The organism is Streptomyces sclerotialus (genome assembly GCF_040907265.1).
In the GTDB taxonomy this organism is placed as follows: Bacteria; Actinomycetota; Actinomycetes; order Streptomycetales; family Streptomycetaceae; genus Streptomyces; species Streptomyces sclerotialus.
This window is the reverse complement of record NZ_JBFOHP010000002.1, coordinates 7,082,187-7,103,636: the sequence shown is the minus strand read 5'-3', so window position 1 is coordinate 7,103,636 and position 21,450 is coordinate 7,082,187. Positions and strand designations below refer to the sequence as shown.

The 21,450-nt window shown below is 72.6% G+C and carries 18 protein-coding genes and 1 pseudogene; 11 read left to right on the top strand and 8 right to left on the bottom strand.

The genetic code is table 11. The features are described from left to right. Positions 1–102: 102 nt before the first annotated feature. The gene (locus AAC944_RS31245) at positions 103–1,017 is read right to left on the bottom strand and encodes a LysR family transcriptional regulator (protein ID WP_030612488.1); all 915 of its coding nucleotides are present in this window, start codon (positions 1,015–1,017) and stop codon (positions 103–105) included. A 99-nt stretch (positions 1,018–1,116) separates the two neighbouring features. Here AAC944_RS31245 and AAC944_RS31240 point away from each other — a divergent pair, with 99 nt between their 5' ends. The 7 genes from AAC944_RS31240 (at position 1,117) to AAC944_RS31210 (ending at position 8,550) form a co-directional block, all read left to right on the top strand. Next, positions 1,117–2,085: a CoA transferase subunit A gene (locus tag AAC944_RS31240; protein WP_051871613.1), complete on the top strand. Its 969-nt coding sequence runs from the start codon at positions 1,117–1,119 to the stop codon at positions 2,083–2,085. After that, positions 2,082–2,864, top strand: coding sequence for a CoA-transferase subunit beta (locus AAC944_RS31235; RefSeq protein WP_030612493.1), 783 nt, complete (start codon positions 2,082–2,084; stop codon positions 2,862–2,864). Before AAC944_RS31240 ends, AAC944_RS31235 begins: the two co-directional genes overlap by 4 nt. Before the next feature lie 205 nt (positions 2,865–3,069). After that, positions 3,070–4,614, top strand: coding sequence for a 3-hydroxyacyl-CoA dehydrogenase (locus AAC944_RS31230; RefSeq protein WP_030612496.1), 1,545 nt, complete (start codon positions 3,070–3,072; stop codon positions 4,612–4,614). Between the two features lie 184 nt (positions 4,615–4,798). Then, positions 4,799–5,686, top strand: a complete 888-nt coding sequence (locus tag AAC944_RS31225; protein WP_078888461.1) for an MBL fold metallo-hydrolase — start codon at positions 4,799–4,801, stop codon at positions 5,684–5,686. Between the two features lie 183 nt (positions 5,687–5,869). Continuing rightward, a complete protein-coding gene (locus AAC944_RS31220) occupies positions 5,870–6,667 on the top strand; it encodes an ABC transporter ATP-binding protein (RefSeq protein ID WP_051871628.1) in 798 nt (265 codons plus the stop codon). Beyond that, positions 6,612–7,490 (top strand): ABC transporter permease, encoded by an 879-nt coding sequence (locus tag AAC944_RS31215; protein ID WP_078888462.1) that lies wholly within the window; start codon positions 6,612–6,614, stop codon positions 7,488–7,490. Before AAC944_RS31220 ends, AAC944_RS31215 begins: the two co-directional genes overlap by 56 nt. A gap of 28 nt (positions 7,491–7,518) precedes the next feature. After that, a complete protein-coding gene (locus tag AAC944_RS31210; protein WP_030612506.1) occupies positions 7,519–8,550 on the top strand; it encodes an ABC transporter substrate-binding protein in 1,032 nt (343 codons plus the stop codon). Between the two features lie 47 nt (positions 8,551–8,597). Here AAC944_RS31210 and AAC944_RS31205 read toward each other — a convergent pair whose 3' ends face one another. After that, positions 8,598–10,613 (bottom strand): glycoside hydrolase family 84 protein, encoded by a 2,016-nt coding sequence (locus tag AAC944_RS31205; protein ID WP_030612509.1) that lies wholly within the window; start codon positions 10,611–10,613, stop codon positions 8,598–8,600. Positions 10,614–10,856: 243 nt separating this feature from the next. Here AAC944_RS31205 and AAC944_RS31200 point away from each other — a divergent pair, with 243 nt between their 5' ends. The 3 genes and pseudogenes from AAC944_RS31200 to AAC944_RS31190 form a co-directional block, all read left to right on the top strand. Further along, positions 10,857–12,020, top strand: a complete 1,164-nt coding sequence (locus tag AAC944_RS31200) for an isoaspartyl peptidase/L-asparaginase family protein (protein ID WP_051871614.1) — start codon at positions 10,857–10,859, stop codon at positions 12,018–12,020. A 181-nt stretch (positions 12,021–12,201) separates the two neighbouring features. After that, positions 12,202–13,443, top strand: a complete 1,242-nt coding sequence (gene larC / locus AAC944_RS31195) for a nickel pincer cofactor biosynthesis protein LarC (protein WP_030612513.1) — start codon at positions 12,202–12,204, stop codon at positions 13,441–13,443. Positions 13,444–13,567: 124 nt separating this feature from the next. Next, positions 13,568–13,701, top strand: a pseudogene (locus AAC944_RS31190) (aminoglycoside phosphotransferase family protein); the annotation flags it as partial. A gap of 83 nt (positions 13,702–13,784) precedes the next feature. Here AAC944_RS31190 and larB read toward each other — a convergent pair. From larB to AAC944_RS31160, 6 genes are all read right to left on the bottom strand, one after another. Continuing rightward, a complete protein-coding gene (gene larB, locus AAC944_RS31185) occupies positions 13,785–14,522 on the bottom strand; it encodes a nickel pincer cofactor biosynthesis protein LarB (RefSeq protein WP_368396570.1) in 738 nt (245 codons plus the stop codon). Then, positions 14,506–15,381: an ATP-dependent sacrificial sulfur transferase LarE gene (gene larE, locus AAC944_RS31180; protein ID WP_030612522.1), complete on the bottom strand. Its 876-nt coding sequence runs from the start codon at positions 15,379–15,381 to the stop codon at positions 14,506–14,508. Before larE ends, larB begins: the two co-directional genes overlap by 17 nt. 10 nt (positions 15,382–15,391) lie before the next feature. Further along, complete coding sequence (locus AAC944_RS31175; protein WP_051871615.1) at positions 15,392–16,705, bottom strand: lactate racemase domain-containing protein; 1,314 nt, start codon at positions 16,703–16,705, stop codon at positions 15,392–15,394. Between the two features lie 56 nt (positions 16,706–16,761). Next, positions 16,762–17,685 (bottom strand): hypothetical protein, encoded by a 924-nt coding sequence (locus AAC944_RS31170; protein ID WP_196942918.1) that lies wholly within the window; start codon positions 17,683–17,685, stop codon positions 16,762–16,764. 110 nt (positions 17,686–17,795) lie between these two features. Beyond that, positions 17,796–18,707, bottom strand: a complete 912-nt coding sequence (locus AAC944_RS31165) for a YceI family protein (RefSeq protein WP_030612531.1) — start codon at positions 18,705–18,707, stop codon at positions 17,796–17,798. 326 nt (positions 18,708–19,033) lie between these two features. Next, positions 19,034–20,479: an MFS transporter gene (locus AAC944_RS31160; protein WP_063759910.1), complete on the bottom strand. Its 1,446-nt coding sequence runs from the start codon at positions 20,477–20,479 to the stop codon at positions 19,034–19,036. 112 nt (positions 20,480–20,591) lie between these two features. Between AAC944_RS31160 and AAC944_RS31155 the strand changes: the two genes are divergently transcribed. Next, positions 20,592–21,392 (top strand): IclR family transcriptional regulator, encoded by an 801-nt coding sequence (locus AAC944_RS31155; RefSeq protein WP_078888465.1) that lies wholly within the window; start codon positions 20,592–20,594, stop codon positions 21,390–21,392. The last annotated feature ends 58 nt before the right edge of the window (positions 21,393–21,450 follow it).

The following is a 21,450-nucleotide window of genomic DNA, read 5'->3' as shown; positions in this document are numbered from 1 at the left end:
GGACGCTTCCCGGTGACTTTTCCACCCGAGCACTGAGCCGGTCCAATATCCAATTCGGCCAGGATTCGGACGCCGGCTTTATCAATCAGTCATCACCGCAGGTCAGGAGCGAACCGGAGCCTTGCCTTCAGGCGTGGGCAGCGCCTCCTCGGCCACCGCGAGGACGGTACGCAGCGCCGCCGAGGGGTTGTCCGGACGCCAGGCCAGCGCGGCCTGGAGCCGGATCGGCGGGCCCGCGAGCGGCCGGTAGACCAGCCCCGTCTGCTGGATGTGCTGGCAGGAGGTCACGGTGAGGGTGACACCCACGCCCGCGGCGACCAGCGCCAGGATCGTGTACGAGTCGGGCGCCTCCTGCACCACCCGCGGGTTGAACCCGGCGTCCTCGCACGCCCGGACCGTGGCGTCCCGCACCGTGGACCCGGCGTTGGCGGGGAAGCTGACGAACGGCTCCTCGGCCAGCGCGGCGATGGGGATGCGCCGGCGGCGGGCCAGCGGATGATCCGAGGGCAGCGCGCAGACCAGTTCCTCCTCGTCGATCACCCGCGTCGCGACGCCGGGCTGGGTGACGGGGAGCCGTACGAAGCCGAGGTCGAGCGAGCCGTCCGCGACCCCGGCGAGCGCGACGTTGGCGTACGTCTGCCCCTTCATCACCAGCTCCAGCGCCGGGTGTGCGGCCCGCACCGCGCGGGTGAGCAGCGGCAGCGTCTCGTGCGTGGAGGCACCCGCGAAGCCGATGGTCACCCGGCCGTACTCACCCCGCCCGGCGGCCTTCGCGGCGCGGGTGGCGGTGTCCAGGTCGGCCAGGACCGTGCGTACCGGATCGAGGAAGGACTGGCCCGCGCTGGTCAGCCGGACCGAGCGGGTGTTGCGCTCGAAGAGCTGGACGCCCAGCTCCTTCTCCAGCTGGCGGATCTGCTGGCTGAGCGGCGGCTGCGCCATCTGGAGGCGCTTGGCGGCACGCCCGAAGTGCAGCTCCTCCGCCACCGCGACGAAGGCGGTGAGATGCCGCAGTTCCATGACCGCCCCCGTCCGTCTCCGCGCATCGACTATTTCTTCACTGGTATCAGTCTGACCTTAATTCGGTATTGGACGGGAATCAATGGCCGGTGAAACGGTATGTGGGACCGATCCACACCCCGCACGCCGAGGAGCACCGTGGACAAGACCATGACGATGCGGGAGGCCATCTCCTCCTTCGTCCATGACGGTGACACCGTCTCTCTCGAAGGCTTCACGCACCTCATTCCCACCGCCGCCGGGCACGAGATCATCCGGCAGGGCCGCCGGGACCTCACCGTCGTCCGGATGACCGCGGACATCGTCGTGGACCAGATGCTCGCCGCCGGCTGCGTCACCCGGCTGGTCTCCTCCTTCGTCGGCAACTCCTCGGCCGGTTCGCTCGGTGAGCTGCGCCGCCGGGTGGAGAAGGCCGACCCCGCGCCGCTGGTCTTCGAGGAGTACAGCCACTACGGCATGATCTGCCGCTACCTCGCGGGCGCCCAGCGGCTGCCCTTCTACCCGCTGCGCTCGTACGGCGGCAGCGACCTGCCCACGGTCAACGAGGGCCTGCGCAAGGTCACTTCGCCCTACCCGGGTCCGGACGGCGAGCCCGAGCAGGTGTACGTCGTCCCGCCCGTCAACCCGGACGTGACGATCATCCACGCGCAGCGCGCCGACCGCAGCGGCAACACCCAGATCTGGGGCCTGACGGGCGTTCAGGCGGAGGCGGTGTACGCCGCGGACAAGGCGGTCGTGGTCGTCGAGGAGATCGTCGAGGACGAGGTCGTCCGCTCCGACCCCAACCGGACGGTGATCCCCTCGCACGCCGTGGACGCGGTGGTGGCCTGCCCGCGCGGCGCCCACCCGTCCTTCGCACAGGGCTACTACGACCGGGACAACGCCTTCTACCGTGCCTGGTCCGGCATCAGCAAGGACCGTGACCGGCTCCAGGAGTGGCTGAAGGAGTGGGTGTACGGCACCGCGGACCACGCGGAGTACGTCAGCAAGCTGGGCGAGGAGTTCTGGGACTCGCTCGCCGTCGGTGAGGCGATGAGCCTGCCGGTCAACTACGGGAGGCGACTGTGAGCACGGACCTGACCACCACCCCCGGCGTGACCTCTTCCGAACTGCTCGCCGTCGTCGCCTCGCGCGAACTGGCGGCCCGGCGGACGGTGTTCGCCGGGATCGGGCTGCCCACGCTGGCCGCCTCGCTCGCGCACCTCACGGTCGCCCCGCAGCTGGAGATCGTGTACGAGTCCGGGGTGTGCGGCGCGCACCCCTCGCACCTGCCCGAGACCATCGCCGACGCGGTACTGATCACCGGGGCCGAGGCGGTCCTGTCGATGCCCGCGCTCTTCGGGTACGTCCTCCAGGGCGGCCACATCGACGTCGGCTTCCTCGGCGCCGCGCAGATCGACAAGTGGGGCAACCTCAACACCTCCGTCATCGGCGACTGGGAAGCCCCGAAGGTACGGCTGCCCGGCTCCGGCGGCGCGATAGAGGTGATGGCCAACTCCCGTGAGGTGTTCGTGGTGATGCGCCGCCACGACCCGCGCTCGTTCACGGAAGAGCTGGACTTCTGTACCACGCCGGGGCCCGACCGCGCCCGCGAGGAAGGGGTGCGCCCGCTCGGTACGGGCGTCACCCGGGTCATCACCGAGCTGGGCATCATGGCGCGCGCGGGCGTCGGCGAGGAGCTGACGCTGGTGGCCGTGCACCCGGGCGTCACGGTCGGCCAGGTACGCGAGAACACCGGCTGGGACCTCGCGGTCGCCGACACCGTGGAGACCGTCCGGCCGCCGAGCGACGACGAACTGCGCCTGCTGCGCGAGGATGTCGATCCGGACCGCGTGTATCTGCGCTGACCGCAGTGGACGTCGCCCGGGGCCTCGCCGGATTGTCAGTGGGTGGGGGTAGCTTCACGAGGAGTGTGGTGGAGGCGGGGGAGGGGGTCTCGATCACGGGGCTCTCCTCGCGGGGCGCGGGACTCATCTCGTGGGGAGAGGGAGGGGCCCTGCCAAGGCGCGGAAGAGGCAGGGGCCCTGCCAAAAAACCGAGGGAGTATCTGACGTGCGTATCAGGATCGTCGGCGCCGGCGTCATGGGCCGCGGCATCGCCCAGTGGGCCGCGACCGCCGGCCACACCGTCGAGCTGGCCGACATCCGTACGGAGGCGGTCGCGGAGGCCGGCGACTTCGTGCGGGGCATGCTCGACCGGGCCGCCGCCAAGGGCCGGATGACCGAAGGGGAAGCGGCGGACGCGCTGGCCCGCATCGTGCCGCTGGACTCCCCCTGGGCGCCCGGCGACGACGTCGAGCTGGTCATCGAGGCGGCGCGGGAGGACCTGGACACCAAGGCCGAGGTGTTCGGGAAGCTGGCCGAGGCGCTGCCCGCTTCCACGGTCTTCGCGACCAACACCTCCTCCCTGTCGGTCACCGCGATCGCGGCCACACTGGCCGACCCGTCGCGCCTGGCGGGCCTGCACTTCTTCAACCCGGTGCCACTGATGAAGATCGTGGAGGTGGTACCGGGCGCGGCGACCCGGCCGGACATCCCGCCGCTCCTCACCGAGCTGGTACGGGCCACCGGGCACCGCGCCGTCGTCGTGGCCGACACCCCCGGCTTCCTCGTCAACCACGCCGGGCGCGGCCTGGTCACCGAGGCGCTGGCGCTGCTGGAGGAGACCGTCGCCGACGCGCCGGGCATCGACCGCATCGCGCGCGACGTCCTCGGCCTGAAGATGGGGCCGTTCGAGCTGATGGACCTCACCGGGCTCGACGTGACGGCCGCGGTCATCGACACCATCTGGCACGGCTTCCGCCACTCCGACCGGCTCCGCCCGTCCTTCCTCACCCCGGGCCGGGTGACCGCCGGGCTGCACGGCCGCAAGACGGGCCGCGGCTGGTACGCGTACGGCCCCGGCGACCCGGCACCGGCCGCCGTCCCCGAACCGCCCGTCACCGGCGACGCCGGGCGGCCCGTCCGGGTGGCCGGCACCGGCCCCGGTACGGAGGCGCTGCGTACGGCGCTCACCGCGTCCGGCGCGGTGCTCGACGACGGCGAACGCCCGGGCGACGACTCGCTCGTCCTGGTCGCGACCTGGGGCACCACGGTCGCCGAAGCGGTCGCGGGGCTGGGCCTGCCGCCGGCCCGTACGCTCGGCGTCGACCCGTTGTCGCTGCCCACCCGCCGCCGGGTGCTGGCGGCCACACCGGCCACCGACCCGGAGGTGGCGGCCGACGCCCGTGCCGTCCTCGCGGCCGCCGGGAGCGAGGAGGCGGAACCGTACGCCGTCAGCGTCGTACGGGACACGGCGGGCTCCGTCGCGCAGCGGCTGCTCGCCTCGGTCGTCTCGGTCGCCGCGTCCCTCGCGGAGCGCGGGCTCGCGACGCCGGCCGACATCGACCTCGCCGTCACCACCGGCCTGGGCTATCCGCACGGCCCGCTCGCCTGGGGCGACACCGTCGGCGCGCCCCGCCTGCTCGCCCTCCAGCAGGCCCTGCACCGCACGACGGGCGACCCGCGCTACCGCCCCACCCGCTGGCTCACCGAACGCGCCCAGCTGGGCATGTCCCTCACCGACCCGGGCAACAGCCCCTTCCCGCAGGCCGGCTGAGCCTGCCGCAGACCGGCCGCGGCGCACCGACGATCACGCCCTGACTGCCCGGTGCGCCGCGGCCGCGGCCTGTCTCCCTGTCATGCACCGGACAATATGGCAGTGCCCTGAGAGAGCCCGTGACCAGCAAGAACAAGACCCGGTGGGGCTTCCGCTTCCCCCGCACGGCCGCTGTACTGGCGCCATGGACAACGACTGGTACGTGGACGACTGGTACGTGGACGACCGCTGCACCGACTGCGACGTCGCCAGGCAGCTGGCGCCCGGCCTGATCGCCCGGGTCGACGGGCGGTCCGAGGTGGTGGCCCAGCCCAGGAACGCGGCGGAGGACCGGGCGGTGCACGCCGCCGCCTTCGCCTGCCCGACCCGCTCCGTCCGCCCCGCCTCCGGACGCCTGGACCCGGCGCTCGACCCCTTCCCGCTCGCCCTCGACGACACCGTCTGGCTCTGCGGGCACAACTCGCCGCACACCGCCGGCGCCAACTCCTACCTGCTCCGGCGTCCGGCGGGGAACCTCGTGCTCGTGGACACCCCCCGCTGGAGCCGGGCCCTCGCCGCGAAGTACGCGGCCCTCGGTCCGGTCACCGACGTCCTGCTCACCCACCGGGACCACGCGGCGCACGGCCGCCGGTACGCGGACCACTTCGCGGCCCGCCTCTGGATCCACGAAGGCGACCTGGACGCCGCGCCCGACGCCGACCAGGTGCTGCGCGGTACGGAGAGCGTGGAGATCGTCCCGGGACTGGTCGTCCACCCGCTCCCCGGCCACACGCGGGGCAGCGTGCTCTACGTCGCCGACGAGCGGTACTGCTTCAGCGGGGACAGCTTCTACTGGTCCCGTACGACGGGCGACATCGAGGTGGCGGAGAGCGTCACCTGGTACTCCATCGAGGAACTGGCCGCCTCCCTCGCGCGCACCGCGGGGAAGCTGCGCTTCGAGTGGCTGCTGCCCGGCCACGGCGACCGCAAGCACCTCCCGGCGGACCGGATGGCGGAGCGGCTGCATGAACTGGCGGCGCGTGCCCGGCTGTTGACGCCTCGTCCGGTCGACTTCACCGCGATGCGCTGGTGACACCCGCCCCGCCCACGGACCGTGCCATACGTGCCCCGGCCAACTTTCGTCCTGCGGGACCGTTGCGCGATCACGGTGCGGTGATCGATCATGCTCAGCGAGTGATCGTCAGGGGCCGCTGAACGGAGGGTGCCCGTGGCTGACGGGGACGACAGCGCGGCCGTCGAGCTGCGCGGCGTCACGATGACGTACCAGGGCGCGGAGGGCGACTACACGGCCGTACGGGAGGTGGATCTGACGGTGCCGCCGGGGCGGTTCGTCTCGGTGGTCGGGCCCACCGGATGCGGCAAGTCCACGGTGCTCAACGCCGTCGCCGGGCTGCGCGAGCCGTCCGCCGGGCAGGTGCTCATCGGCGGCGCACCGCTGCACGGCCTGAACCGCAGAGCCGGTTACATGTTCCAGCAGGACGCCCTGCTGCCCTGGAAGACCGTCGTGCAGAACGTGGCGTTCGGCCTCGAACTGGCCGGCGTGGACAAGGCCGAACGGCTGGCGCGGGCCCGCGAGTGGGTCGTACGGGTCGGCCTGGCCGGCTTCGAGAACGCCTACCCGCACCAGCTCTCCGGCGGCATGCGCAAGCGCACCGCCGTCGCCCAGACCTGGATCGGTGACCCGGACATCCTGCTGATGGACGAGCCGTTCGGCGCGCTGGACGTGCAGACCCGGCAGGTCATGGAGAACGAGCTGCTGTCGCTGTGGACCGACAGCGGCAAGACGGTCCTCTTCGTCACCCACGACCTGGAGGAGGCGGTGTCGCTGTCGGACGAGGTGGTGCTGCTGTCCGCGGGGCCCGGCAGCGGCATCGTCGGCCGGTACCCCGTCGACCTGCCGCGCCCGCGCGACCTGCTCGACATCAGGACCACGCCGCGCTTCACCGAGCTGTACGGCGCGATCTGGGCGGATTTGAGGAACGAGGTGATGAGGACCTATGAGCGCGCTTCCCACGGGACCGCGGGCGCCGGAGCTGTCCAAGACGCCGGCTGACGCCGCACCGCCACGTCCCGCCGGGCCCCCGCGCCGCCGCCGCAGCGGCCCGTCCCGGCCCGCCGTGCTCGCCGCGCAACTCGGCCTCGCCGTGGTGCTCGTGGCCGGCTGGGAGCTGGGCGCCCGTACCGGCGTCGTCGACCCGTTCTTCTTCAGCTCCCCGGCCGCCGTCGCGGACCGCATCGGCCGCTGGCTGGGCGGTGGCGAGATCTACGGGCATCTGCTGACCACCCTCCTGGAGGCGGCGCTCGCGCTGGTCATCGGCGGTGTGCTGGGCCTGGGCATCGGCTTCCTGCTGGCCCGCGCCCGGACGCTGGCCGCCGTGCTCGATCCGTACATCAAGGTGCTCAACGCGCTGCCGCGGGTCGTGCTGGCGCCGATCTTCCTGTTGTGGTTCGGGCTCGGCATCTGGTCGAAGGTCGCCTTCGGCGTGACGCTGGTGTTCTTCATCGTCTTCTTCAACACCTATCAGGGCGTACGGGAAGTGGACCGGGTACTGGTCGACAACGCCCGGATGCTCGGCGCGAAGGAGGGCCGGCTGATCCGGCACGTGCTGCTGCCCAGCGCGATGTCGTGGATCTTCTCCAGCCTGCACACCAGCGTCGGCTTCGCGATCGTCGGCGCGGTGGTCGGCGAGTACCTCGGCGCGTCCGAAGGCATGGGCTATCTCATCGCGCAGGCGGAGGGGACGTTCGACACCACCGGTGTGTTCGCCGGGATGGTCGTGCTCTCCGCCGTGGTCGTCGTCATCGACCTGCTCGTCAACCGCGTCGAACGCCGGCTGCTGCGCTGGCAGCCGGCGCGCGAGCGCGGCCACGGCTGATCCCCTTCCACACCTCCAGGAGAGTTCCATGGCGCACCACTTCAGGCGACCGCTGCGGACCGTCGTGGCCGCGGCGGCCTGCCTCGCCACGCTCGCCGCCGCCTCCGGCTGTTCGTCCGCCGGCGGGGGCGAAGCCGTACGCATCGGGGTCGGCGGCCAGCCGCTGCTGGTCTACCTGCCCACCACGCTCGCCCAGCAGCTGGGCTACTACAAGGAGGCGGGCGTCCAGGTCCGGCTGGAGGACCTCCAGGGCGGGTCGAAGGCGCTGCAGGCGATGCAGGGCGGCAGTGTGGACGTGGTGAGCGGCTACTACGACCACACGATCCAGATGCAGGCCAAGCACCGGGACGTGGTGTCGTTCGTCAACATGCTGCGCTACCCCTCGCTGGTGCTGGCCGTCTCCCCCAAGGCGAGCAAGAAGATCGACTCGGTGAAGGACCTCGAGGGCGCCAAGGTCGGTGTGACCGCGCCCGGTTCCTCCACGGACTTCTTCCTGAAGAAGCTGCTCACCGACCACGGCATGAAGGCCGACGCAGCCAGCGTGCAGGGCATCGGGGGCGACTCCACGGCGGTCGCGGCCATGGAGCAGGGCCGGGTCGACGCGGCCGTCATGCTCGACCCGGGCGTGTCCCAGCTCCAGAAGCGGGTGGGCGAGAAGAAGGTGAAGATCCTCACCGACACCCGCACCGAGAAGGGCGTCGAGGAGGACTTCGGGGTGTCGACCTACCCCGCCGCCGTCCTCTACTCCGACCGCGACTGGCTGGAGGACCACCCCGACCAGGCACGCAAGCTCGCGAAGGCGATTCTGAAGGCGCTGAAGTACATCGACACCCACTCCGCCGAGGAGATCGCGGCGAAGATGCCGCGCCAGTACGCGGGTGACGACCCGGCGGTCTACGAGAAGGCCATCGCGCAGGCGAAGGACGCCTACGCCAAGGACGGCCGGATCCGCGCCGACGGCGCCGAGGCGGTGCACAAGGTGCTCGCCGCCTTCACGCCGGAGATCGCCAAGGCGGACGTGGACCTGAGGAAGACCTACACGAACGAGTACCTGAAGTAGGGCGGGCGCGGGGGCCGTTCCCGGCGGGAGCGGCCCCCGCCCGTCGCTCAGTCCCCCGCCGCGGCGTCCTGGATCTTCCGCACCTCGGCGAGGAAGTCGCCGATGAACGGGTCACCGACCTTGACCGTGCCGTGCGGGCGGGTCTCCTCGGGATCAGAGGTGATCTTCCCGGCGGCGACCGCGTCGCGGTCCATGGCGGCACGTTCCTTCGCGGCCCGGGCCTCGTCACCGTCCTCGACGGCGGTCAGCGCGGCGAGGCCGTGCCGCATGGCCGAGCCCCACAGCGCGGTGGCGTCCAGCCACCGGTCGGCGTCGTGCAGGAACAGCTTGTCGGGCACGCCCTCCCGGATCACGCGCGGTGCGCGGGCGATGCCGTCGGCCGTCGGGCGCAGCTTCGCGACCGCCGCCTCCGGGTCGCCGTCGTACGTCTTCCAGAACGCCGCCAGCCGGGCGCTGAGCACCGGGGCCTGCGGCTGCCACGGCGTCGGCGTGGAGCCGGGCGCCAGGTGGTTGAGGTCGACGAAGGTCTGCACGGCGTCGGCGGTCCTCGGGTCGCCGCCCGCGAGGTGCAGTGCGGACTGCCGGGCCGAGCGCCGTACGTCGTAACCGCGGTCGTTCCAGGCGAAGTCGGCGATGGTGAAGACCGCGAGCTTGCTGGCCGCCTCCTGGTTCATCGGGTTGGAGACGATGCCGCTGAGGTGGTCGGAGAGGCCCGGCTCGCGCTTGTCGTACGGGGCGAGCAGCAGCCGGCCCGCGGTCTTGTCGAAGTCGTTGACGGGATAGTTGTCCCAGACGAAGACCTTGCGGCCGAACAGCTCGGCGGCCTGGGCGGCCTGATCGTTCGTGATCTCCGAGGGCACGACCTCGGTGCCGGTCCACATCACCTCGACGTCCTCGTCGAGCGCCGAGCGCAGCTTCTGCTTGTACGCGGTGTCGGTGAGGTCGCCGTACTCGGTGGGGACCATCTGGAGCGGGTGGGTGCCCTCGTGGGTGGCGATGAAGTCACGCCGGACGGTGTTGAGCAGGCCGACCTGTGCCTCGGCGGCGGGGCCGCGGCCCGGCGCACCGAACTTCTTCTCGTCCCCCGCGCAGTTCCACTTGGTGTAGCTGATGTCGTCCAGCGGGACGGAGAAGGAGCGGACCCCGATGCCGTACAGCGACTCCAGCTTGGCGGTGAGGGCCTTGACGTCGGCCGGGTCGGAGTAGCAGATGGAGTTGCCGGGCGAGACGGCGAAGGTGAAGCGGACGTGGTGCGCCGTGGCGCGCTTCACCAGCTCCCTCAGCTCGGCGAGCTTGTCGGCGGGGTAGGGGTCGCGCCACTTCTCGCGGTGGTACGGGTCGTCCTTCGGCGCGTAGACGTAGGTGTTGGACTTGACCTCGCCGAGGAAGTCCATCTGGTCCAGGCGCTCCTGGTGCGTCCACGGGGAGCCGTAGAAGCCCTCGATGGAACCGCGCAGCGGCATGGCCGGGAAGTCGGAGACGGCGGCCCCGGCGATCCGGCCCTCGGTGATCAGACCGCGCAGGGTCTGTACCGCGTAGTACTGGCCCGCCGCGTCGGTGCCGCCCAGTGCGACGGTGGCCTGCCGGGAGCGGTCGCCGGTGACGCGCAGGGCGTAGCCCTCGGCGTGGTCCGGTACGTCGGTACCGCGCAGCGCCGCCGCGAGGTCCGGGCGTGCGGCCGGGCCGAGCAGCACGGTGAGCGGGGCGTGGCGCGTGGCACGGGTGCTGACATCGATGTCACGGACGCCGTGCGCGCGCAGCGTCTCGGTGAGCAGCCGCCGCGCCGCCGCGTCGGTGTCCTTGCCGACGACGACCTCGACGCGGCCGCCGAGCCGCACGTCGGACGAGACCCGGCTCATGTGCTGCGGGGTCGGCGAGATGACCGGCAGCGGCCGCTCGTGCGCGGGCTCCGGTGCCGCGCCGGACGGTGCCGCGGCGGACGGTGCCGCGCCGGACGGTGGCGCGGCGGACGGTGCCGCGGCGGACGGTGGCGCGGCGCCCAGTGCGGCGGCGGCGAGCAGCGCGGCGAGCGAGCCGGTGAGCGATCTGGCGAGGACGGTCACGTGGCCTCCGGGGGTGTGGCGGACTGCGGGAGCGCGGCCGCCCCATGGGGGGACGGAGCCGGTGCCTGAACCGCTCGCAAGCCTCCGACATGCGGGAACGGACGTCAATGCCGCCTCGCCGGTCGGGACTTGGACTTTTGTCGGCCCCTTTCGCCCTGGTGCGCACACGGCACATCCGCCTGTACGGTGCATCCGCTTGGTGGTCCGTCCGTGGTCCCGCGCACCGAACGGCGAGGAGGATGCATGCGTTCCCGTCCACGTCCCAGAAGGCTCGCTTCCCGTCCCTGGACACTGCCCGTACTGGCCGCGGCCGCGGTGGCCGCCGCGCTGCTGACCGCCGTACCGTACGGGGCCGGCGGCGGTCCCGCGGCGGACGGCGCGCCGGACGCGCCCGCCGCCGGACGGCTGACGGCGGCCGGAGCGCCGCAGGGCAAGGCGCGGCCCGACGCCCGCCATGTGGTGCTCGCCGTGCACGGCGGCGCGGGGACCGCCCTGCGGCGCGACGAGACCTCGCCCGAGCGGGAGAAGGCGTACCGGGACGGACTCGCGGACGCGGTGCGGGCCGGGCAGAGGGTGCTGGACCGGGGCGGTGACAGCGTCTCGGCCGTCGAGGCCGCGGTCCGCTCCCTGGAGGACGACCCGCTCTTCAACGCGGGCAAGGGCGCCGTCTTCACCGCGGACGCCGGGCACGAGCTGGACGCGTCGGTCATGCGCGGCTCGGACCTGGCGGCGGGCGCGGTCGCCGGGGTGCGCAGCGTCCGCAATCCCGTTTCGGCGGCCCGCCTGGTCATGGAGAAGTCGCCGCACGTCCTGTTGTCCGGGGAGGGCGCCGACGACTTCGCGGCCCGCAGCGGCCTGGAGACGGTGACGCAGGACTACTACTGGACCCAGGCCCGCTGGGACGCCCTGCTGGCGGCCAAGAAGAAGACCACCGGTGCCCGCTCCGCCGCCGCGGCCCTCGCGGACGAGCAGGCGAAGGGCACCGTGGGCGCGGTCGCCCGCGACCGGAAGCGCGATCTGGCCGCGGCCACCTCCACCGGCGGTCTCACGAACAAGCTGCCGGGCCGGATCGGCGACTCCCCCGTGATCGGCGCCGGTACGTACGCGAAGAACGCCACCGTCGCGGCCAGCGCCACCGGTGCCGGGGAGGTCTTCCTGCGCGGCGCCGCGACCGCCACGATCTCGAACCTCATGGAGTTCGGCGGCAAGGACGTGGCAGCGGCGGCGTACGAGGTACTCGTCGAACGGCTGCCGAAGCTGGGCGGCGACGGCGGGGTGATCGCACTGGACCGCAAGGGGACCTTCGACGCGCCGCACAGCAGCGAGGGCATGTTGCACGCCTACCTCACCGAGGACGGCACCGTCTTCACCAAGATCTTCGCCGACGAGACGCCGCCGAACACCTGATCCCGCCGGAGCCGGTGCGGGCACCCCGTCAGGGTCCGGCGGCACCCCGTCAGGGCCCGGCGGCACCCCGTCAGGGTCCGGAGGGAAAGACCTGGTCGCACGGGACGGACCGGGTCCATAGGATCGGTGGTATGTCCGCTCCGCCGTACCTCCGCCCGCCCGGCCGCCAGGAGATGACCGCATGACCGCCCCGTACCGGGACGCCTGGCTCGACGTCACCTCGGGCGTCGCCGGGGACATGCTGCTCGGCGCGCTGGTCGACGCCGGGGCCTCGCCGGCGGCCGCGCAGCAGGCGGTCGACGCGGTGATCCCCGGCGCCGTACGGCTGGCGCAGGCGTCCGTCACCCGCGCCGGGCTGCGGGCCACGAAGGTCGACGTCGAACCGCTGGCCGAGGACCACCCGCACCGCACCTGGCGCGCCATCAGAGGCCGGATCGAGGAGGCCGGGCTGCCGGGGCCCGTGGGCGACCGTGCCCTGGCGGTCTTCGGCCGGCTCGCGGCCGCGGAGGCCCGGGTGCACGGCGTGTCCGTCGAGGACGTGCACTTCCACGAGGTCGGCGCGTGGGACTCGATAGCGGACGTGGTCGGGGTCTGCGCCGCCCTGCACGACCTGGGGATCGCCCGGGTCACCGCGAGCGCGGTCGCGCTCGGCTCCGGCCGGGTGCGTACGGCACACGGTGACCTGCCGGTGCCGGTGCCCGCCGTGCTCGAACTGGCCGCGGGCTGGGAGGTGGTGGGCGGCGGCACGGGCGAACTGGCCACGCCGACCGGCATGGCACTGGTGACCGCGCTGGCCACGGAGTGCGGCGACCTGCCGCGGCTGCGGGCCGAGGCGACCGGCGTCGGCGCGGGCACGCGGGACACCCCGGGACGCCCGAACGTCGTACGGGTGGTGCTCGGAGCCCCGGCGGCGGCCGCGTCCGGCACCGACCAGGAGACCTCCGCCGTCGTCCTGGAGGCCAACGTCGACGACCTGGACCCGCGGCTGTGGCCCGGCGTGCTCGCCTCGCTCCTGGCGGCCGGGGCCTCGGACGCCTGGCTGGTGCCCATCGTGATGAAGAAGGGCCGCCCCGCGCACACCCTGCGCGTGCTGGCACCGCGGCAGCGGGCCGACGCGCTGCGCGACCTGATCTTCCGCGAGACGACCACGATCGGGGTACGCGAGTCGGCCGTACGCAAGACCGCGCTCCAGCGTACGTGGGTGCGCGTCCCCGTGGCGGGCGGCGGCGAGGTGCCGGTCAAGGTCGCGCACCGCGGCGGGGTGATCGTACGGGCCACCCCCGAGTTCGACGACGTGGCCGCGCTGGCCGCCGAACGGGGGCTGCCCGCGGGCACGGTCCTGGACGCCGCGGTCGCGGCGGCGGTGGCGGCCGGCCTGGTACCGGACGCCGCGCTGCCCGCGGGGGCCTCTCAGGACTCCTGACACAACAGGACTCCTGACGGAAGTGGTCGCCATGGATGAGGCCGAGGTCGTCGTCGCCCGCTTCGCACGCCCGGCCCCGCGCGTCGGCGACGTGTTCCTGAAGGCGGACGCCGATCAGGCGCGCACCGACGCCGGCCTCGGCGTGATCCGCGCGTGGTGGTCGTTGCGAAGCCTGCTGGGGGTTCGCCGGCCGGCCGAGCACGGCTTCGACCCGTTCGCGCCGGCTGTGAGGTCGACGTACGCAGATCCCGGATGTGAGGCTGCGCGGGCCCGGCTGCGGGAGTGCGTACCCGGCGGTACCCGCCCAGGCCGGAGCCCTGCCCGGTCGGCGTAGGGAGTCGTCAGGGCCCGGCCGGGAACGGGGCGGCGATCTGGGCCGCCAGGTGGCCCGCGCCGTAGCCGTTGTCGATGTTGACCACCGCGACGCCCGGAGCGCAGGCGTTGAGCATGGCCAGCAGCGGGGCGAGGCCGCCGAAGGCGGCGCCGTACCCGACGGAGGTCGGCACGGCGACGACCGGCGCCGCGACCAGCCCGGCCACGACGCTGGGCAGCGCGCCGTCCATGCCCGCGACGACGACCACGGCCCGCGCGGAGCGCAGCAGGTCGAGCTTGCCGAGGACGCGGTGCAGCCCGGCGACGCCCACGTCCGCGACGAACTCGGTCTCCCGGCCGAGGTAGCCGGCGGTGAGCAGGGCTTCCCGGGCCACGGGCAGGTCGGAGGTGCCGGCGCAGACCACGGTCACCTTGCCGCCGGTCGCGGGCGGCGGCGCCGGCGGCCAGGCGAGCAGGCGGGCCTCCGTGTCGTGGCGTGCGTCGGGGAGTTCGGCCAGCACCGCCTTGGCGTGTCCGTCGTCCGCCCGGGTGAAGAGGGTGGCCGGAACGCGGGATGCCGCGTCCCCGGGCTCGGCGTACCGCTCGCGTACCGCGGCGGCGATGGCACCGACCTGGGCCGCCGTCTTGCCCTCGCAGTAGACGGCCTCGGGGTACCCGCGCCGCGCGGCGCGGTCGTGGTCCAGCTCGGCGAGGCCGGCGAGCATGGCGTCAGCGGGGTCCGGTGTGCCCTCACGCATGGTGGTCATGGCCCTCCGTCACGCCGACCAGGGGCAGGGTGAACGCGCCCGACTGGATGCCCGCCAGATCGACCGCGACCATGCGGAAGCCGGCCGCGCGCACGGCGCTCAGCACCGCCTCACGCAGCTCGCCGGAGGCGGCGCGGGCGATCTCCGCGACCGGCAGTTCGACGCGTGCCACCTCCCCGTGGTGCCGCACCCGGCAGTCGCTGAAGCCCAGCCCCCGCAGCGCCTTCTCGGCCCGTTCGACCTGGCCGAGCTTGGCGGGCGAGACCTCGTCGAAGTGCGGGATGCGGGAGGCCAGGCAGGGCGCGGCCGGCTTGTCGGCACAGGGCAGCCGGAGGGCGCGGGCGAGGCGGCGTACGGCGGCCTTGTCCAGGCCCGCGTCGGCGAGCGGCCGCAGCACGCGGTGTTCGGTGGCGGCGCGGCTGCCGGGCCGGTCCGGGCGGCGGGCGTCGTCCGCGTTCTCCCCGTACGCGACGGCCACGAGGCCGTGCTCGGCGGCGACCTCGTCCGAGATCCTGGTGAACAGCTCGTCCTTGCAGTGGAAGCAGCGGTCCGGCCCGTTGGCGCGGTAGGCCGCCGACTCCCCTTCGTACGTGGCGACTTCGACGACCCGGGCGCCGATGTGGGCGGCCACCCGGTGGGCCCCGGCGCGTTCGTCGGCGGCGAGGCTGGGCGAAACGCCGAGGACCGCGAGGACCTGTCCGGCGCCGAGCGCCCGTACGGCGAGGGCCAGCAGCAGCGAGGAGTCGACGCCGCCGGAGAAGGCGATGCCCAGGGGCGCGGTGCCGCGCAGCAGCGCGGCCACCGCGTCGGCCGCTTCGGCGTCGGCGCCCGTGAGCTGCGGAAGCCGGTCGGATGTCATGTGCGGCTCCTCATTTCGTGCGCAGCCGGTGCAGGATCTCGCCCGCGTGCGGCACGACCAGGGTGTCCGGGTCCGCGGCGAAGGCGGCGGGGTCGATGCCGGCCGGGTCGAGGTGGTCGAGGTTCGCGGCGCGTACGACGTCCTCCGGGATGCCGGTGGCGAGCGTGACCGTGACCCGGCAGCGCTCCTCGCCGGTCTCCGCGTCGTACGTGCCCGCGCCGCGCAGGTGCGTGGAGTGGGCCAGCACGCCCCAGTGCAGGTGCCGGAACCGGTCCCACTGCTTGGTGAAGTAGTCCCGGCAGTGGTATCCGATATCGGCGATCTCCGGGTGCATCGCGGAGAGCTGCGTGATGTGCGGCGCGTAGAGGATGACCTCGCCGCCGTCCGCGACCACCGGTTCCAGCTTGTAGAAGCCCTTGGCGGCGGTCCAGATGTCCTCGTACTTCTCCGGCATGACCGACAGGACGCGCCGCACGGGCGCGTCCAGGTAGCGCACATGGGTCTCGGCGGACACCTCGGCCGCCGCGGCCCAGGCGTCCTCCGGTGTGCCGTACGCGACGGAGTGCAGCGCGTCCGTCCCCGACTGCGCGACGACGCAGAGGGCGAGGCGGCGGCCGGGGATGAGGGCCGCGGCCTCGTCGATGAGTGCGCGTACGGGCGTGCTGCCGCGGGTGCCGATGATCTCCGCACTGCTGATCAGGGCGCCCAGCCAGTGCGAGAGGTCGATGATGTCCGCGCCCGCGACACCGGGGAAGAAGTATTTGTTGCCGCCGGAGAAGCCGACGACCTCGTGCGGGAAGACGGGACCGAGCACGAGGGTGACGTCGTGGTCGACGACGGCGCGGTTCAGGCGGACGTCCACGGCATGGTGCAGCAGCCCGCCGGACAGCTCGCCGACCCGGTCGGCGGAGATCGTGCCGAGCGAGACGAAGGTGTCCGGGTCCCACCACTCGTGGTTCCGCACGGTCATGCCCGGGTACCGCGCCGCGAGCTCGCCCTCCGGGTAGCCCAGGTGCCGGGCCAGCCGCGGCTCGTCCATGGCGGCGTGGGTGCCGAGCGCGATCAGTACGGTCAGCCGGCTCACCCGCCCGGCGAGCGCACCGTGCACGGCGGACAGCAGCAGCGGCAGCGGACAGCTGCGCGTCCCGTCGGGCACGACGACACAGACACTGCGCCCGTCCACGTCGGCCCCGGCCAGCTGCCCGGAGACGAACTCCGTCACCTGCGCATCGGTGAGCACCGTACCGGCCCCTCCGATGCGGGCGGCGCCGGACGCCGTCCCCTCACCCCGCGCCCCGTCCTCCGGATACCCGTTCACCCTCATGCCGGAACGATCTCCGAGCCCACCCCCGGCCCGCAAGGGGCCCGCATCCGATTCCGCTACCCGCCCGCGCCCGCGGCACCCCGCGTCCGGGTCAGCGTGTACCACCGCGGCTTGTCCGGGTCCCCGTACTGGTAGGCCAGCTTCGGCCGGGCCCGCGTGCCGCTGATGCGCCACTCCGAGCCCGAACAGCCGCCGATGTCGATCGTGACGGTCTGGTCCCAGGGGTCGTCGGCCGGCTCGTGAGTCCAGGTGCCCGAGCCGTCACAGCGCACGTCACCGAATGCGTGATCGAAGTCCTCGGACAGCAAGCGGTCGGCGGCTGCCGTGCCGTCACCGGCGAGCCGGAGCGTACCGCCGCGGCCGTCGCTCCACGCGCCGGTCATGTGGGCCGGCGACAGACGCGGTGGGCGGTAGGCGTCGATCGACCCGGTCCGTACCGCCGCCGCGCCCAGCGCGTGGACGACCACGACGGCCAGGACCCCGCAACCGGCCACCTTGGAAACCAGCAGACCCGGACGCGCTCCGGAGGGGGTGCGCAGCGTGACACACCGGGCGAGCAGCGCCGCTCCGCCGACCGACACCCACAGCAGCGGCCACAGCCACAGGACGGTGGCACGGCCCGCGCCGAGAGCGGCCGTCGCGAGCGCGGCCACCAGCGCCACGAGGGCCGCGACGACCGGTACCCACCACCAGTCCCGCCCCGCCCGGCGGGCCAGCGCGAGCGTCGGCAGGACGAACGCTCCCACGGCTGCGAAGAAGACCGGTGCGCCGCACAGTGCCCCTACAGGCGCCAGTATCGGCAACCACAGGAGGCTGTCGGGCCGCTCCACCGACTCCTGCGTCACCTCCCACAGCCCAGCGGCTTCCAGGGCCAGTACGCACGCCAGGTACAGCACCACCGCCGCGACCAGCACCGCCGGCCACTTCCCCGCTGTGTCGCGCCCGCCGCCCGGCCGCGCCCCGTGCACCTGTTGCCGCACGACACCACCCCCTTGCCGGTCATGATGTCCGCTCGGGCTCCGGGTGGTTCCACCGGCCCCCGCTGCCGCAGTCCCGGCGGGGCAGCTGCGGCAGCGGGGCCAGGACAGGCCTAGTCCGGCGGGGTCGGGGTGTCCTCGCAGCGGTACATGGCCTGCATGTCGAGTTCCAGCTTCACCGTGGGGCCGACGATGGCGATGCCGCGGGCGAGCATGTTGCGCCAGTTGAGGGTGTAGTCCTCACGGTGCAGCTCGGTCTTGGCCAGGGCGGCGCAGCGCAGTTCCTCGCCGTAGCCGCCGTTGACGGCGCCCAGGTAGTTGGTGTCCAGGTTGACGGTGCGGCTGACGCCGTGCATCTCCAGGACGCCCTGCACGATCCACTTCTGGCCGCCCTTGTGCACGAAGCGGGTGGAGGCGAAGTGCAGGTACGGGTAGTTCTCGACGTCCAGGAAGTCCGCCGAGCGCAGGTGGTTGTCCCGGGTGTTGTTGCCGGTGTTGATGCTCGCCGCCTCGATGCGTACCTCGATGCGCGAGTCGGCCATGTCCGGGGCGACCCGGATGCCGCCCTGGAAGCGGGTGAACCGGCCGTGCACGTTGGCCATGCCGACGTGCTTGGCGATGAAGCGGATCGCGGTGTGCGGCGGGTCGAAGAGCCATGTGCCGGGCTGGGGCAGCTCGGGCGGCGCGGAGGACTCCAGCCGGATCGTGGACAGCGGCAGGGTCTCGCCTTCCCTGACGTCGATGGTCTGCCGGTTCGGCTGCAGCCCGTCGGCGGAGACCAGGACGCTGTACCGGCCGACGGGCAGCGTCACGAAGAACAGACCGTACGGGTCCGTCGTCAGCTTCGCCACCACCTGCCCGCCGTGGGCCGAGGTCACGACGACCTCGGCCTGGGGCAGCGGCTCCCCGAGGGGGTCGAGCACCTCACAGTTGAAGGCTCCCGCACCCGGGGGGACGGGATGCAGGAGTCCGGCTCCGCGCGGGCCACGGGCGGCCCGCTTCCTCCGGAGCAGTGCGATGGGCATGCCATCACCTTTCTTCGCGGTGCATGTCAACAAGACCCCTGTGAGGGGGTCGCAGGAGAGGGGGGTGACGGTGACCAGGACCGTCCCTGTGCCCACGATTACATGCGCCTCGCACTGCCGCTCACCCGACCCCAGGGCACTGACCTGTGCATATTCGGGCGCATCGGCATGAACTGGCGGCCTGTGCGGCCGATTCGTCCATCGAATTCCCGGTGTCCGGCACCCGCGGTGCGGAGATCGCTCAGCACCCTGAGCGCCGGACCCGAACGTTCATCTGTTGTGCACCTTCCCGTTGCCGGGCACGTCCGCCGTCGTGCGCGCCGCCGTCACGCGGCGGGCTCGCCGGAATCCCGAAGTGCCGTACGTCCGGGGGCCGATGGGCCGCCGGCCGGTCCGGCGGGGCTCTCCTCCTGCTCCACGTAGCCGTAGACCTCGGGGAGGATGTAGGTGGCGGCGAGGTACCCGGTCAGCGAGAGCAGCGAGACGATGACCGTCGCCAGCGGCACGCCCAGCTCGGTGAAGAGGATCGGGAAGAAGAAGATGGTCACGAAGGCGGCGAGCTTGACGAAGATGTAACCGAAGCCGGAGGCGGTGGCCTTGTAGCGGCTCGGTGCGACCATCGAGGCGATCGTCATGCCGTTCGAGGCGTCCCAGTAGTGGCCCCACATCAGGCCGGCGGCGGCCAGCGGCACCAGGACGTGCCACTCCAGCTGCAGGAAGAGCGCGGCGAGCAGGAGCGAGACGAAGGCCGTGCCGAAGCCCCAGCGTGCCACGCCGCGATGGCCCAGCTTCGGTGTCACCATCGGCGCCACGAAGCCGCTGACGGTGGCGATGATGTAGATCGCGCCGGTCACGAAGTTGGTGGCGCCGATGCCGGACACCCCGGTGAGGACGAGGATGACCGGCAGGTAGAAGGCGAAGGCGGCGAACTCCGCGCCCTGCATGGCGTTGGAGATCCAGGCGAAGACGCTGGCCTTGCGGCGTACCGGGTCCTGCCAGATGCTCGACAGGAAGTCGCGGGTGCGCGGCCGCTCGATGACGTAGTCCTCGTCCGGCAGCATGTCCAGGTCGTCGTTGAACATCTTCTTCGCGACGGCCTTGGCCTGCTTGAACTTGCCGCGCTGCACCAGCCACAGCGCGGTGTCCGGCACGTCCAGCCGCCCGATGAGCAGCGCGAGCGCGGGCAGCGCGCCGAGGCCGAGGCCGATCCGCCACAGCAGGCCGTGGTCCATGCCGCTGAGGTACATCACGGTGATCACGGCGATGGCGGCGATCTCACCGAGCCCGAACATGCCCTGCCAGCGGTTCCCCATCACCTCCCGCTTGCCCTTGGGCATGGTCTCCATGATGTACGCGTAGCCGGTGGAGATGTCGCTGCCCAGCGGGATGCCGAGCAGGAACCGGACCAGGACCAGCTGCCACATGCTGGTCACGAAGGACTGGCTCAGCGCGAGCACCACGAACAGGGCCATGGTGATGATGAAGACCTTGCGCCGGCCGATCCGGTCGGCGACCCAGCCACCGCCCAGCGCGCCGATCAGCGCCCCCAACTGCACGGCGCCGGAGGCGAGTCCGAGCATGGCGGCGCTGGGATGCAGGTCGTTCTTGACGAACAGCAGCAGGAACGAGATCGCGTAGAGGTCCCAGGCCTCGATCAGGATGGTCGAGATCATCAGCCAGCCGGTACGCCGCCCCGTGTCGGTGCCCTGTTTGCTGAGGACGTGCTGTGCTGCGCGGTCGGACAACTGCCGTATCTCCGCCTGAGTCGGCACGGATTCTCCTGACGTCGGCACGAATGGTCCAGGGCGTTCCGCCCGTTCCGCCTGGCGAAACGTCGTTCAGGGGGGTGGAATATCGGGGGAAGCTAGCCCTAGCCTCGAAGACGTGTCAACGAGTTCTGCACGGACGTCGGCAAGTTCTGCGAGGACGCGTTCCGGTAAGCCCAACGACGGCGCGGGGCCCCGCAAGGTGCTGCGGCTCATCGAGGTGCTCTGCCACGCGCAGGAGCCCCTCCGGCTGGCCGAGCTGGCGGCGGAGGCGGCCGTCTCCAAGCCCACGGCCCACCGGCTGCTGGGCACCCTGGTCGCCGAGGGCTGGGCGGTGGCGTACCCCGGCGGGAGGTACGGCATCGGCCCGACCGCCAGCGGTGTCGGCGCCGCGGTGAGCCAGGGCCGCCGGCACACCACGGTCGAGGCGGTCCTCGTCGAGCTCCAGGCGCAGATCGGCCAGACCCTCCACATGGGTCTACGCAGCGGCGACCGGGTGGTCTACACCCACAAGGTCGAGGGCGTGCAGCCGTTCGCGATGCTCTCCCGCGTCGGGATGCAGCAGCCCCTGCACTCCACCGCCATCGGCAAGTGCATCCTCGCCGGTCTCGACGCGGAAGCGCTGGCCGAGCTGGTGGCCCGCACCGGCCTGGAGCGGCGTACGGAGCGCACCCTCACCACCCTCGACGCGCTCGCCGCCGAACTCGCCGGTGTACGGGAACGGGGCTACGCCCTGGACGACGAGGAGAACGAACCCAACGTGCGCTGCCTCGCCGCGCCCGTCCACACCCCGGACGGCCGCACGGTCGGCGCGGTCAGCGTCTCCACCGTCACCTTCGTCATCGGCCACGACGAGGTGCTGGCGCTGGCGGACGCGGTACGGGACACGGCGCGGCGGGTGGAGTCGGTGATGGCCTGACCGCCCGGGACCGGCCCGGTGGAGTCGTACGACGGAAGCGGACACAGCTGGAGGAGTC